Below are 14,543 nucleotides of genomic sequence, written 5' to 3' on the forward strand. Positions count from 1 at the left end.
TTGCCGATCAGCAGCACGCGGAGGTCACGGTCGATCAGCTTGTGCCATTTCAGAACCCAAGCCGGACCGCCGGCTCTTGCGGAAAGCTGCCGCTAGCCGACAATCGCGATGTCGGCGCTGTGCGCCTTGTCGAAAAGATTGTCCTAGCTATCGCGCAAACAGCGCAAGATCACGTCACGGCTTCGAGGCGAGAAGATCCTGTTCAAATTGCATGGTAAACCGGTCGACCGGATCTTGCGTTTCATTTTCCCAGCGGCTGCGGCCAGCAGCCTGTTCGGCAGCCTCGAAAAAGGCATCGCAGAAACGCGACGTGAACTTTGCGGGCCACCACCGTGACAGCGACTCTTCAAGACTTGGATGCCGCTCTTCGCCTTCGCGTCCGCTCAGTAAGATCGGTGCAATCTCTGCCAGGAGGCGATCACCCGTCGCGAGAACGATTTGCTCTTTCTTGGCGACGCCATCGCTCACCCTGCGGATGAATTCGCTCAGATAGGTGATGTCCCATGCCGCGTTGCGGGCTCCCTTGAGCACTCTTGATCGGTCCGGCGCTTTGACGTGTTTGATGAGCCTAGCTCGCGGTAGATTTGGTGCCCAGTACCGCGCTGCGAAGATGAGCGCTGGTGAGGCGAGCAGGAAATCTTCGTTCATCCAATCGAGCAATGCCATGAGCTTGTCAGCCGGTTTGCTAGGGCCAAGTTCGAGCTCTACTATCTTCATCGCGACGACATAGTTGCACCGCCACCGGCGGATGGGTGCGGTGAGGTCGAGAGCCTCCTCGGCAAGGATCTCGCCGGTGGCTATGCTTGTCTTATGTCCAAGTGCGAGGTCGATCCATTCCCGCGCGTGCCCGCCGGTGTCGGCGGTCCTAAACCACCGGAGTTCGTTGAGCGCAGATTGGTTGTTTTCCCGCTGGGCCAGCTCATGGAATGCCAGGCCGGGTTCGATGTTGAAGTTGACGGCTTGCGCGAACGCCATGAGCAGGACAGCAATGTTTGTGGGATGATCTCTCGTCCCAAGCTCGCCTTCTCGGGCGATGCGAGCCATGCGGGAAATTATGTTGCGATCAGGCAGAAGGATCGTTGACCAGCCATCGAAATGCTCGGCCACAACGACCGCACGAATGTCAAAGGCGCCGACCTCAGGCCCGATCCAGCCTGGAATGAGAGCCTTCGATTCTGTCAGGCGCCGACCGATCTCAATGACATCAGCAGTTGGAAAATCCGGGTCGAAGCGAAACAGGAATTCAGCGTCTTCTTCCAAGGAGCTCTCCGGTGCTTTTCGGTCAACTCTAGCAGGCTCAGCCAATGAGTACGAGGCTGCCTGATCCGCGAGAAGCAGCCGGTCTGGCATCCCCTCTTTGAGGGGGCGCGAATCTGTCCGCGCGGGCACGCCGCCAGCGGCGTTCGCATTGCTATCCCTGAACCCCAAGATTGCAACGTTTCGGTGGAGGCAATCATGCTTCCCGAAATCCGTCTTCGGGTTTAGCAAGGTGAGCGGGGGGTACAGCATGAGGTTGGTCAAGGTCGACATCGAGAACTTTCGGCTATTGGAAAGCGCATCTGTCGCGCTCGATGCCGGGAGAAACATCACTGTCTTCGTCGGTCCGAACAACAGTGGCAAGACGTCGATGGCTGAGGCACTGGAGCTGTTGCTGCGGGGCGACAAGCCTGAAATCAGCGATTTCTCGATCACCAGCTATGCGGCTTTTTCGACGTTCGAAGCGGCCGCGCTCGAGCCAGATCCCGAGCCGGTTGAGGACGCGGATGCGGAACCGGTACACCTTCCGCCGATCCCGCGGATCATGCTGACTCTGCACTTCGATTATTCGGACAATCCCGATGATCTGCGGATCGCCGAGATGCTGCTGATGGATCTCGACGAGCAGTCGTGGCGGATCGTCGCTCAACTCGAGTTCGCCGCGCGCGATCCCGAGCAGTTGCGGCGCGATTTCCGGGCGTGGCGCGAGACCAGCCAAGGAACACTGGTCGATTTTCTAGCCGACCGGCTCAACGCCTATTATGGCTTTCTGCTCTACAAACGCGCGCCCGCAGGCGGTGATCGCGAGCTACTCGAAGATCGCGGCATCCTAGCAAAACTGATTAAGGTCGATTTCCTGCCCGCCCAGCGGCACATGGAAGACCGGGAGAGCGGCAGCCAGGCCACGCGGCTCTCACGCTTGCTCAACAGCCATTATGAGCAACGTCACAAGATCGAAGATCCGGCGAGCTATGAGGAGCTCGAACGCGTTGTCAGGGAGCAGGCAGTCGGCCTAACCGGCAAATATGCTGCAGCCTTCGATGGCCTGACCAAGTCGCTGCTGCAGTTCGGCTATCCCCGCACGCCGAATTTGACGATCAGAGCGGAGCTCACTGCGTCGGCCATCTTCAAGGACAACACCCGGGTCTATTATGCGGCCGAGCTCGACTCGGTCGATGGGGCGGCGCCCGTCACTTACGATCTGCCGGAGCGATATAACGGCCTCGGCTTCAAGAACCTCATCTACATGGTGCTCCAGCTCAAGGCATTCCGCGACGATGTGCGCAACGCCGGAGGCAGCCCGCCACGCGTACATCTGATCGTGGTCGAGGAACCTGAAGCGCATTTGCATCCGCAGATGCAGACCGTGTTCATCGACAAGGCTGAGGCGTTCCTGAACCCCGAGGAAGAAGAAGGCGCGCAGCTTATCCTGACCACCCACTCATCGCACATCGTCGCTAATTGCGGCTTTTCGCCGGTGCGCTATTTCCGGCGCCGCGGCCCGCGCGCGGTGGTCAAGGATCTGCTTGCGTTCCAGGCCAGCCAGACCGACGCGGCGGCCGCGCAGGCCTTGGAATTCCTCAGGCGCTATCTGACGCTGACGCGGTGCGATTTGTTTTTCTGCGACAAGGCGATCCTGATCGAAGGTGCCGTCGAGCGCCTGCTGCTCCCCAAGATGATCGCGCTGGCGGCCGCCGATGGGACCGGTGACCTCACCAGCAGCTATCTGGCGGTGATCGAGGTGGGCGGCGCCTATGCGCACGCCTTCAAGGAATTGGTCGAATTCATCGAAGTCCCCACGCTGATCGTCACCGACCTCGATGCGGTCGGCGCGGACAAAAAGAAATGTCCGGTTGCGCAGGGCCATTCGACGAGTAACGCCACGCTCAGGATATGGCTGCCGGGTTCGGCCGATCTGCAGGTGCTGGTCGCCGCCGATGCCGCAAGCAAGACCTCGGGCAGGATCCAGGTCGCCTATCAGGTGCCCGATCAGGCGCATCTTCCTTGCGGACGGAGCTTTGAGGAAGCGTTCGTCTACGCCAATGCCGACTGGCTGGTGCAAAGCCGGGCGTCGCTGATCGGCACCGGAAGCCGGTTGCCCGAAGGCGATGCTGGTGTGCTCACGGCGGCCGCCTTCGATCTCGAGCTGCCGAAAGTCGACTTTGCGCTCGATCTAATCCTGAACCCGGGTTGGGTTACCCCCAAATATATCGCCGATGGCCTCCGCTGGCTGGCGGCGCAGCCGGCATGACCGACGTTCACGACAAGATCGTCGCTGCGATCCAGGCTGGGCAGAGCTTCCTGCTCGATGCCGGCGCTGGCGCGGGCAAGACCTATTCGCTGGTCGAGGCGCTGCGGCATTTGCTCGCGACTCGGCGCCAGACGCTGGTGCGCAGCGGACAGACGATTGCTTGCATCACCTTCACCAACGTCGCCAAGGACGAGATCGCGGAACGGATCGGACACGATCCGCTGGTCGGCATCTCAACGATCCACGATTTCCTGTGGGATGTGCTGGTCGGCCACCAGCGTGCGCTGCGCCGAGCGGTGGCAAAATATAATGACGGTCTGAAGGCCACGAGCAGCCGCCGCAAAGACCCGGCCGAGCTCGCGGCGGCGCTGCCGACCCTTACCATCAGCTACTCGGATCGCGGCTCCAATCTGCTGAAAGGCCGACTGCATCACGACGACCTACTCGGGGTCGCGCGGATCGTGTTCGCCGACAATCCGCTGCTGTCGAAGCTAATTGCAGCGAAATTTCCTTTCCTTTTCGTCGACGAGTATCAGGACACCAGTCGCGCCGTGGTTGACGTCCTGCTGGGCTCGTTGCTGCCCAATAGCGGCGGCGCGCTCGTCCTGGGCCTGTTCGGCGACAAAATGCAAAACATCTATCACGGCGGCGAGCATCCAGGCGTCGGCGAGATTCCCGCAGATTATGCCGCACTGCTGACCCCGATCGTCAAAAGCGATAATCGCCGCTGTTCCCTCGCCGTCATCGCACTGCTCAACTGCATCCGCACCGATATCGAACAGGTGCCCGCTGACAACAATGCCGTTGGTTCGGTCGTCTATGTGCATCCTGCTACCGGCGACGCGGCGGGTCTCGAACAAGCGCAGCAGTATCTGCGCGAGACGCTTCACTGGCCGGCCGAGATCAAGGAGCTGTACCTGACGCACCGGCTGATCGGACGAAAGGCAGGCTATGGCGGGCTGCTCGAAGTCTACGGCGCGCGCGGCGGTTTTCATCGTGAGCGCTTGGTGAGTGGCGATGACGACATCATCGATTTTATGATGACACGCGTCGAGCCGGTTGCCACGGCTTGGGAGAAGGGGAGCCAGGGGCAGACCGTTTCGCTGCTCAAGCGCCACGGGCACGTCCTCGCCAGCAATGCCAGCAAGGCGGCGTCGCGCGCGGCACTTGATACGCTCCTGCAAGTGCGGGGTGCGGGTACGATCGGTGACGTCCTCACCCATCTCCGCACGTCTTCGCTGATTGCGATGCCCGAAGAACTGGCGCTCCGCGTCGATGGCGGACAGCTCGATCTGGCCGGGCTCGATGCAGAAGCGGCCGATCGTGAAAATCGCGATCGCGCCTTCTATGCCGGTCTTTTCGCGCTGCCTTATTGCGAGGTAACCGACTACACCGCCTTTTTTGAAGACCACACTCCCTACGCGACCAAGCACGGCGTCAAGGGTGCCGAATTCGACGACGTTGCCGTTATCCTCGACGACGCTGGCGCCAACTGGAACCTTTATTCATTCACCAAATATCTGAACGGCGAGGACAAGGTCTCAAACGAGAAGCGCTGGAGCCGAAGTCGTAACATCTTCTACGTTTGCTGCTCGCGCGCAAAACGCAATCTCGCAGTGATTGATCTGGCGCCGCGCTCCAACACCAAGGACAATGGCGTCGCGTCGCTGTTCGGGCCGGACGCCTGTCATTTCCTGTAAGATGGATGCCGTTGCATGCCCGGGCTATCGGGTCAGCCGCGGCGCGCCACAAAGCGCTTGAGCATCACGCGATCATCCGATGGCAGGAAGAAATGCCGCGCCAGATGCCAGAAAACGGCACTTTTCAAAGGTTCCAGTTCGAAAACCGCCGGTCCATTTACTGCCCATCCGCCGCCGCCGGCCGCCTTCCGGTCGCTCGATGAGTACCTCCTGCCGGTTCTTGGACATGTCGATGGCTACCAGCACGGCGCCGTCAAGCGTAGAGGTGAGCTTGGTCAGCCGCGCAACCGAGGCGTCATCAAGCGCCTCAGCGGCGATTTCCTTGTCGAGGGCAGCAAGGTCTTCCCCCATCCGATCCAGCTCGCGAACATGCCGCTCGATGGCGACGCGCTCGTCATCGGGCACCGGCTGCCGTTCGAGCCAGGCGCGCCCGACCTTGCTGAACAGGTCGGCGTGCGGACACGGCGGGATCAGATGCGCGTGCAGGATGGCATGCACTTCGTTCTTGATCCGCGTCCGGTGCCGGACGAGCTGATAGCGGCGCGCAACGAGACGGCGCTTGCGCTCCGTCACCGCATCCGGCGTCCAGATCTCCGGCAAGTAGCCCGCCGCATACAGGCTCGCCAGCGTCCCCGCATCGACCTTGTCGGTCTTCACATGGGCATGCGCGATCGCCTTCACCTGCAGCGGATTGGCGATCACCACCCGCGCCACGAACGGCGACAGCACCCGCGACACCGCCATGCAGTTGCCCGTCGCCTCGATCACGACCGTATCGGTCGCACGCAAGCTCTTGCCGAGCTACGGATATCTCCGGACTTCGCAATATGGACTTTCTTCCCGCGGGCGGGCGGAGCGGCGATTGCGGATCCTGTCCCGCTCGCCTACTACCTCATGCGGCTGCCGCCCTTTAGTGAATGTCCATGGAGTCGACCGCATCCCCAACCGGAAGGAAAGAGGCGAGCCTGGGAAGCTGGCTTGGCAGCCTTAGGTTGCTCATAGCTTCGCACTCCCGCCCGCGCACGAATGGCGTCGGTCAGTTCGTGGCGATGCGCAGTGGCATGGTGACCAAGATCGTCTGTCGCCTAAGCTGCTAAAGCAGCGCTGCCCAGAAGGCTGTTCTTGTTCTGTATCAATCGGGCGGCGATGTGGCAAGCGCCCAGCGATCAGTATGTCGGGTCCACACACCCTCTGAGCGTGCTCAAGTAATGGTTGCACGCCGGACAGCCTTGCGGAAGACAGATCAGGGAGGGGTTGGCGAACCTCAGCGTGGCTGAGTGAGAACGTCAACAGCTAACAGCAACGATCGATAAGCGCCCGTCCTGACAGATCGCCCGAACAAGACAGTAAAGTATGACTGAACGAATGGTGAACTCAACCTCGATCTATATCACTCAGATCTGTCTCCAACCACCCGATCGCAGCTATCATTGGCCATGTTGAACTGGCACCCCTCGCATTTTCGATCTTGCACCACCCAGAGACTCACGTATCGTTAGAAGAAGGGTGGGAGCATGTCGATGGAGCGTGCCAAAGGCGCTTGGTTTGCGTTTGCCTCGATTGGCTTCGTTATCACGCTCTTTCTTCTCGCGGGCGTCGCATATATCGCGCCCGTCGAAATGGCTTTGGAACATGCGCCCAAGATTGCTTACGCCGTGTTTGCCTTCGCATTCGGCATGCTCCTTGGGACCTTCGTCGGGAAGGATGGTATTCGGCGCCCGACGGGCCGCGAAGTGGCGAGAAAGCTTCCGCTCGTAATCGGATCCTTAACGCTCTGCATCATTGTCCTTTGCTGGCTTGATGAGCTTCGCAGCTTCACTGCTGCGCGCGACGATCTTTCGAAGGCTTGCCAGACGCTGAAGGCGAATGCGCCTTTGGATACAGATGAACCAACGTCTACTGAAGCAATGATGCAGGCCGAGCAGAATGCAATTATCGCCGCACAGCGCATCACAAAAGTTTGGTCAGTACGTCACGCAGAGGTATCGGAGAATGCGCCATGCGATTCAGGATATTACTTGCACCGCTAGTCATATCTTCTACCTCCTTACCAGAGAATGCGGTAGCTCAGTCTACGCTTGAACGTTATTATTTTGATCTATCGTCTGCGACAGCATTTCCGTCGATTTTCGTCGACGCAAGAAAAAAGCAAGACGGCCCGCGCGTCTTCATCGTAGTGGGCGACATGGACGAGGTGCTTGCCGATGGCCGATACCGACCAAGCGGCGTGATCGTCCCGACTAACACCTCCGGCGATCTTGCCGCCTCATTTCCGGTGACTCAAAGTGTGTTCGTTAGAAGAGCAACACAGTACCCGGGCGTGATGCACGCGCTAAACAAATCCATCGAGGCCGCGAGGACAAAGAGTCGTCGTTACAACTTCCTCGATCTCGGCGTCGGAAACCTGACCGTGCGCCTGCCGGTGCCGACGGACGCGACCCTGCCCGGCTCAGTCTGCCTACTCGCCACAGACAATCGAGGTGGGGGCAGCATCTCGCAGCGAAACTTTTTCTATCAGGAAAGGCTCGCTGCAGGTGTCAGCTCCTGCCTAGGGGGCTTAAGCGCCAACGGTACTACAAGCGTGGCGATGCCGTTGGTAGGGTCTGCCTTGTACGCGATGACAGAAGGATCACTCAAGGGTTCCGAACGAGGATTGGTGAAGTGCAGGATGCTAAATTCGGTTAGCGGGATTGCACGCGCTGTTGGCGCTCTTCCAACTGCCACACCGATTCGCGAAGTTGCGATCATCCTTTACAAACACGATATGGAAAGGCTCTTCGGACCATCCGACAAAGACAACCGCCGCAGGGATTTTGCGAGATTCGCGCGGCTGGTTAAAGCCTCGCTGAAGCGAGGGCTCGACGGACAAGTCACAACGCCAGCGCAGGTTAACTTACCCCAGTGTCAGGAAATATTTGGGCTAGGAGCGCACTGAAATTGGGGAAGCCCGAACCTAAATTTTTCGCAGCAACGCGTCGCAACTGGCATCATCCTGCCTGCATCACCAGTCACTCGTTTTTGTGATGGCCAGTCGCGCCCTCAAGGACACATAGGGTAGAGCCAGCTGCACTACTTAGCCTGCAAACGAATCTTCCTGCAGCGCTGCAGAAACTCTACATGCCATCATTGAATTGTTGGTGCGGTGGATTGTACCAGCAACTTCACGCGATCGCCTCAGCGTCTGGCTTCGAGCCCGAGCAAATCAATGTATCTGGGATCGGTGGCTTTTCAGCAATAGTCGAGCGCTATCAAAGCAATTTAGCCGCCCGGCTTTCGATCGAAGCGCGCCAGCCGGCTAACGCGCTGTTCAACTTGGTGGCGCTCGCCAAGATTGATCTTTTGATTGAGCGTAGCCGCACAAATGCCGGCGCCCATCCCGAAGCCGTGCGGCGCTTCATGGAACACTACATTGGAGAAGGCGACCGCGAGGTTGCTTTCTGCGGCCGGGAGAGCGAGCTTGCTCAACTCAGCGCATGGCTCGACGCGGAGGCGAGCAAGGGTGCGCTGCTGATAACTGCGCCTGCCGGGCGGGGGAAATCAGCGCTGCTAGTGCGCTGGCTGCTCGCAGAGGTTGATCGGGCAGATGCAAAGAGCCCACACCTGCTCTTCGTGCCGATCAGCCAACGGTTCCAGACCCAAACCGTCGAGATCGCTCCTTCGCTGCTGGCTGCACAGGTGGGCAGTCTATATGGCCAGGACCCGCCTCGGCCTGCTTCCGCCACTGATCTGATCGACTTTGCCTGCCGCCTCTTGCGCGAGCCGCCGCCCGACGGTCGACGCGTGGTTGTAGTGTTCGACGGACTGGACGAGGCATCTGGATGGTCGGTTGGGAGCGCGCTTATGCCGCAGCCCGGACCGCATCTGAAGGTCGTGGCGGCAACCCGCTTGCTTCCCGGAGACCGCGACCCGCATGGTATATGGCTGACCGACCGCGTCGAGGCTTTGCCTCATCCGCCGACGCATGGTCCGAGGGGGCGGAAAATGGGGAGGCAACGCGCGACGAAAACGTCAGGCCATCGGGTTATGGTGCTAGAGTCGTGCGGGAGCTCTATCGGCTGTGCCGGCCACGTGAGAAGGCAAGGGTTCGAAAGCTCTATCTGGAGTTGCTCGACGAAATTGCGCCGAAGGATCGCGCGGCGGCAGTCGGAATGGCTGTTTCGATTGATATCGATCCGGGTAAGCGAACAATCGGAAGAGAAGCTAGGCTTCGTCTTTGGTCTTCTTGCGCCTCGCGAGATTATTGGGCTGCTCCATCAACGAGGAGCGAACATGCCCAAGCTTTCCGATCCAAATTCCCGCCGCACTGCTCGCAAACAGCTGTGGCGCAACCACACCTTTTGCGGAGACAGCATCGTGCCTGACACGATCGACGAGGCGAACGAGCTCGCCGAGCAGCACCTCGAGCGCAGCCTGCGCGCGGCGCGGCAACCGATAGCGGTCGGCGCCCCAGGCGTGTGCGACGAATGCGGCGACGACAGCCCGCGGCTCGTCCGTGGCCGCTGCGCCCCCTGCCGCGATGGGAGGCCACGTTGATTGACGCAGGCGAAGACCTGAGCAACGGGACCTCCGTTATCGCGGGCGGTGACGCCCTGCTCATCAATGTCGGAATTCTATCGCTTCGAGGCGAGCAGTCTGGCGTCCAGCACCCACATAATCGCACGCCGCTTGGCGGTGCTGTAGACAGTCTCCTGCAACCCTTCTTTCCAGCCGCGCGAAGCTGCGGCGGGGGGTACGCCGGTCGCAATCATTTGCGCAGTCATGGCGCTGTGAACCTTGTCCTCTGCGTCCGGGCATGCGGCGATGACCGCTTCAGCGATCGCTTGCGCATCGTCGCGGGTAGCCGCCCACCTTTCGGCGTGCAGCCGCACGCAATCGAAATACTCAATGCTCGCAGCCTGAACCGCTGCCCTTGCCTCAGCCTCCGTCGGCTTGGCAGCCGCAACATCTTGTACCAGCATCATAAATGCCAGCAGGATCATCATCTACCTCGTCAATTTCCACAATCGGTGCGCGCGGATGTTGGCGCGACGCGCCAGATAGTTTGCGAGGCGTAACGAGGCTAGCCCTTCGCAACGACGATCACTCAACCAAGGTTCGACACATGCCCTTCATTCAAGCCTCAGTGCACCAGCCATTCACCTGCACCGTCACCCGCGTCCACGACGGAGACGGGCCGCTCTGGTGCGCCGAGGGGCCGAAGGTCCGCATCGCTGGCGTCCAGGCGCCGGACTTCGAATCCGCCACGGCATGCCGCGCCGGGCGCGCGGAGTATGTGTGCGACGATCGCGCCGCGCGCGCGAGCCAGCGCACCGTCTCGGCGCTGGTGCTGCGCCGGCAACCTTGTGTCCTTCGATGTCCTTGGGTGTCCCGAGAGGCTGGTGGGTCCGCCGGGACTCGAACCTGGGACCTCTCAATTGAAAGTCGAATGCCTGATTTGCGGTTGGCAGCGTTCCGCGATTCTGCGCCAGGAGCCGCCAGTTGGCTACCGGGCCGGCTGCAGGCGCTTTGCAAGGACGATCTAGTGAGCGTTGAATGTCGGCTCCTGGCAAGACCTGACGTTCAGTCCAGAACTCGGGCGTGGCAGATTTGTCCCAGAGGCGGCCCTCAAATCTGTAGCGGTCAGATCCCCGAAGGGGTGGCTTCTAGGAATGGCTGCTCGCCACCGGCAAAACCGAGACTGAGCACTTTACAGGGGCGTTGAGCCGCTTTGCGCGCTCTCTGCATTCCGCAAGCACATCCGCATTGTCCTTTGAAAGCCGATATGCCTCGGCCAGAGCGCGCGCCTGCGGTGGGTTTGCAACATGCATAAGCTGCACACCGGCGTCCCAAGGCGGGCGCCCAAGGATTCCAGCGGCCTGCTGCTCCGGCCAATGCCAACTCTCGGGTGCCGCCCGCGCGATCCACGTCGGCACGACGATTCCGAACACGAAGCCCACCAACATCGCGACAGCAGCGGCGCCGGCAATCCAGAGCTGCTGCGTCTCAGCAGAATGCGCCGACACGACCATCCCCTTCAGTTCTTGAACTGTGCCTGCAAGGGCATGACTGGCGCCGGTCCACGCCCGATGGTCGTCCGCACGACCCATTGTGCCAGCCGTTTCAATCTGATTCGCGACATCCTGCGGCGTCAACGTCATCGCCGGGCGCTTGGCCAGGATGTTGATCGCGCCGCAAAGCTTGTCGTATCCGTCGCGGATCTTCTCCAGGTCAGGCCCATAGTCGCGCGCATGCAATTCCTGCTGCCGGGCAGCGAAACCGTCGACCGCAGCGGTCAGCCCAGCAAGCTTGCGTGACATGTCGTTGAACGCCTGGACCGTCTGGTCCACTTCTACGGGAGGTTCGTGGATACCCATGGCTACATTCCAATCCCAAGGCCCCGATCGCGATCGATCGAGAAGGTGAGCTGGCGGATGACCAAACGCGTGCGAGTATCGTCGCCAAGCGCGCGGCTGACACCGCCATCCCGGCTACCCGGCGCCCATTCAGGCGACCACTGCCGCCCAAACAGCTGACTGCCTCTGCGGCTGAGCGCAGCCCCCAGCGCCGGATCTTTCTCCAGCCCCTTCGCCATCGAGCGCATGGCGTTCTCGACACCGGCGCGCTTCTCTTCATTCTCCCATCCGCTCAGCTTGCCCCGACGCGCCTGAAGCTGCTGCCAAGCCTGCACGAATCGATCCGCGCGCAGCTCGGGATTGGTGCGCACCTCCGCTTCGAGCTGCATCTGGCGCATGGCGTTGGCGGTGCGGCCATTGGCCGCTTCGCTGACCAGTCCGGGCGTCCGTTCGAACGCCATATCGAGATCGTGTGCGCCGTGGGGATGCAGCGCGTTGAGCGCCTCGGCGGTGCGGGCAAGCGCGGCCTTCTGAACTTCGAGCGGCGCACGGCTCTGCCCGATCATACGGCCTGCATCCTGCACGGCACGCGCGTAGCCTTCGACCGCCCGCTCCAGCTTCTGCGTTGCGGATGCCTCGGAGGCAGCCACCGGCACCGACAGCTTGAGCCCATCGAAGCGCAGCTTGGTTGGTGCCCGTTCGGGCTCGGGGATGGACAGCCGCAACCCGTCGAACATGCCACGCCGCGGTGCGGGTGCAGGCGCGCTACGCTTGGGTTCAGCGAGCGCCTCTTTGGCAAGCGTGTCGAGGATGCGCGACCGTTCGACGCCGCGCCGTGCGGCGAAGCGCTCGGCGGCAGTATCATAGTCGAGCGCATTGTCCTTCGGCCGGTCGCGCGACAGCGTGCGGGCAAGCTTGCCCTGGTCGACAAAATCGTCACGGCCATAATGGAGCTGCACCGCATCTCGGTGCCGCGACAGCGCGACATAGGCGGCGTGTCGGTCCAGCCCCGGCGTTGCGAGCACATGCACCCGATCGACGGTGACACCCTGCGCCTTATGGATCGTGGCGGCATAGCCATGGGCGACGTCACCATAGTTCTTATGGTCGAAGGCGACCTGGCGACCATCGTCGAGCCGCACGGCCATACGGACGTGATCGACCTGTTCGATGGTGCCGAGACTGCCATTCTTCACACCCAGGCTGCGTTCGTTGCGCAGGAACATGACCCTGTCGCCAGCCCCGAACAAGCGTTCTCCGCGCGTGGTTTCGACAGCAATATCAGTATCTAATGCCCCACTGCGTTTCATCGCATCCCGGGCCAGCGCATTCAGTTCATCGCATTCTTGGTTGGTGTGCGTCAGAATGATGCGCGACGCACCCAGATCGGCGATCCGCTCGCGGTCCCAGCGCTCGATCAGCGCCGATCTGGCCTCGACTCGGGTCTCCGAGTCGACGACCATGCCGGCTTGCGAATAGGCCTCCAGCGCCTCGACTGTGCGTCCAGTTGCGAGCTGCCGCGTCGCCATGCGCTGCCAGTCCTCGCGCTGCCGGCGAATGTCGGTGATCTCAATGGCACCGTGCCGCTCGGCGACCGAGCGGAACGCGGCGCCAGCCTCGATCGCCTGCAACTGCTCGGGGTCGCCGACCAGCACGACCTTGGCGCCGCGCTTCTCGGCTTCGGCGATCACCCGCTCCATCTGGCGCGTGCCGATCATGCCGGCTTCGTCGATCACCAGGATCGACCTGTCGGTCAGCAACTCGCGGCCCTGCGCCCATTGATGCTCGATGCTGGCGATGGTGCGCGACGCGATGCCCGAGCCGCTCTCCAGATTCTCGGCGGCAATGCCGGACAGTGCCAGCCCCTGCACTTGGTAGCCTGCGCTCTCCCATGCTTCGCGGGCAACGCCGAGCATCGCCGATTTACCGGTACCGGCATAGCCGACCACCACTCCCAGATCCTTGCCGCTCGTGACATGATCGAAGGCGCTGCGCTGCTCACTCGACAGGACCAGCCCGCGCATCTCGGCGCGTGCCAAGGCAAGCTTGCGATGCTGCTCGTCCATGCCATGGCCGCGACGAGCATCGAGCATCACGGTCGCGCGCTCCAGCCGCGCTTCTGTCTCGATCATGTCGCGGCTGGTGAAGCGGTCTTCGCCGCACCCGTCCTTGCCGAGCTTCACCAGTTCGGGCGACGCACGCACCGCCGCCATCACCTGATCGAACTGCTCCTTCCCTTCACTATGGCGATGCACGAACATCGCCAGATCGCGCGTGGTGAAGGTCGCCTGGGTACGAGTGATCCCGTCGAGCGCCAGCGCCGGACTGGCGAGCAGCTTCTCACCATTGGCGCGCGCAATCTCGTGATGTTCTTCCAGCCGCTCGGACGTGAGCCCCTGCTCGGCCATCCGTGCTGCCGCCGGGCCGATCTTGTGCTGCGGCTCCAGATCGATCCCCTGCGCTTCCAGCGACCGATGATCGACGCGCGCGTCGATGTCGAGTTCGGCCAGCCGAGCATTGACGTGCCCAGCCCAGCGCTCGCGCCATTTCTCCAGCAGGTCCGTGCGGTTCCAGTCGCGGTTCTTCTTGCCGAACCCGTCGACATCCACCTCGCGCAACGCCAGCATGACATGTGCATGCGGCTTTGCTTCGCCGTCGGCGCCGATATCCCAATGCACATTGAGGTCGGCGACCATGCCGCGGTTCACGAATTCGGCCTGCGCGAACTCCCGCGCCAACCGAATGCCCTCGGCCTGGTTCAGCTCGCGCGGGATCGCGAATTCGATCTCGCGCGCCAACTGCGCGTCCTTGCGCAGCTCCACCGCTTCGACCGCATTCCACAGCTTCTCCCGATCGGCGAGATGCTCGGGCGCGCCATCCGGCAGCAGCACTTCGGAATGCACGACGCCAGCCTTGTTCGAGAAGTCGTGATGCCGATCCAGCCGATGATCGTGGAGCCGCGACGCAGAGCGATAGGCGGCAGCGGCCAGCGCCGACGATCCG

Annotated in this window: 10 protein-coding genes and 1 pseudogene; 6 read left to right on the forward strand and 5 right to left on the reverse strand. The window is 61.6% G+C overall.

All coding sequences use genetic code 11. The features are described 5' to 3' along the window. On the forward strand, nt 1-218 hold a 218-nt coding region (locus SAZ01S_RS24310), incomplete at its 5' end, for a hypothetical protein (protein ID WP_218018146.1). On the opposite strand, the gene SAZ01S_RS21960 is transcribed toward SAZ01S_RS24310, so the two are convergent. Further along, nucleotides 175-1,260 carry a DUF3102 domain-containing protein gene (locus tag SAZ01S_RS21960; RefSeq protein ID WP_218018147.1) on the reverse strand — a complete coding sequence of 362 codons (1,086 nt, stop codon included), beginning with the start codon at nt 1,258-1,260 and terminating at the stop codon, nt 175-177. The two genes, SAZ01S_RS24310 and SAZ01S_RS21960, sit on opposite strands and share 44 nt — an antisense overlap. Before the next feature lie 247 nt (nt 1,261-1,507). Between SAZ01S_RS21960 and SAZ01S_RS21965 the strand changes: the two genes are divergently transcribed. Together SAZ01S_RS21965 and SAZ01S_RS21970 are read left to right on the forward strand one after the other, a co-directional pair. Next, the gene (locus SAZ01S_RS21965; RefSeq protein WP_084584481.1) at nt 1,508-3,508 is read left to right on the forward strand and encodes an ATP-dependent nuclease; all 2,001 of its coding nucleotides are present in this window, start codon (nt 1,508-1,510) and stop codon (nt 3,506-3,508) included. After that, on the forward strand, nt 3,505-5,208 hold the full coding sequence (locus SAZ01S_RS21970) for a UvrD-helicase domain-containing protein (protein WP_084584482.1): 1,704 nt from the start codon (nt 3,505-3,507) through the stop codon (nt 5,206-5,208). The genes SAZ01S_RS21965 and SAZ01S_RS21970 overlap by 4 nt, the downstream gene beginning before the upstream one ends. A gap of 489 nt (nt 5,209-5,697) precedes the next feature. Here SAZ01S_RS21970 and SAZ01S_RS24680 read toward each other — a convergent pair. Continuing rightward, a pseudogene (locus tag SAZ01S_RS24680) lies at nt 5,698-5,976 on the reverse strand (IS110 family transposase); the annotation flags it as partial. Nucleotides 5,977-6,722: 746 nt separating this feature from the next. On the opposite strand from SAZ01S_RS24680, the gene SAZ01S_RS21980 reads away from it, so the two are divergent. The 3 genes from SAZ01S_RS21980 to SAZ01S_RS23870 all read left to right on the forward strand — a co-directional run bounded on the left by SAZ01S_RS21980 (nt 6,723) and on the right by SAZ01S_RS23870 (nt 9,741). Next, the gene (locus SAZ01S_RS21980) at nt 6,723-7,238 is read left to right on the forward strand and encodes a hypothetical protein (protein ID WP_139810194.1); all 516 of its coding nucleotides are present in this window, start codon (nt 6,723-6,725) and stop codon (nt 7,236-7,238) included. Then, the gene (locus SAZ01S_RS23865; RefSeq protein ID WP_139810195.1) at nt 7,208-8,143 is read left to right on the forward strand and encodes a hypothetical protein; all 936 of its coding nucleotides are present in this window, start codon (nt 7,208-7,210) and stop codon (nt 8,141-8,143) included. Before SAZ01S_RS21980 ends, SAZ01S_RS23865 begins: the two co-directional genes overlap by 31 nt. Nucleotides 8,144-8,355: 212 nt before the next feature. Next, complete coding sequence (locus tag SAZ01S_RS23870) at nt 8,356-9,741, forward strand: AAA family ATPase (protein WP_167693233.1); 1,386 nt, start codon at nt 8,356-8,358, stop codon at nt 9,739-9,741. Between the two features lie 77 nt (nt 9,742-9,818). Here SAZ01S_RS23870 and SAZ01S_RS21990 read toward each other — a convergent pair whose 3' ends face one another. From SAZ01S_RS21990 to traA, 3 genes are all read right to left on the reverse strand, one after another. Then, entirely contained in the window at nt 9,819-10,190 is a 372-nt protein-coding gene (locus tag SAZ01S_RS21990) for a hypothetical protein (RefSeq protein ID WP_084584484.1), read from the reverse strand. 660 nt (nt 10,191-10,850) lie between these two features. Then, complete coding sequence (locus SAZ01S_RS22005) at nt 10,851-11,561, reverse strand: DUF6118 family protein (RefSeq protein WP_084584485.1); 711 nt, start codon at nt 11,559-11,561, stop codon at nt 10,851-10,853. Between the two features lie 2 nt (nt 11,562-11,563). Beyond that, the coding region (gene traA, locus SAZ01S_RS22010; protein ID WP_084584486.1) for a Ti-type conjugative transfer relaxase TraA at nt 11,564-14,543 on the reverse strand (2,980 nt) is incomplete at its 5' end.

The sequence above is a fragment of the Sphingomonas azotifigens NBRC 15497 genome, assembly GCF_002091475.1.
Classification (GTDB): Bacteria; Pseudomonadota; Alphaproteobacteria; order Sphingomonadales; family Sphingomonadaceae; genus Sphingomonas; species Sphingomonas azotifigens.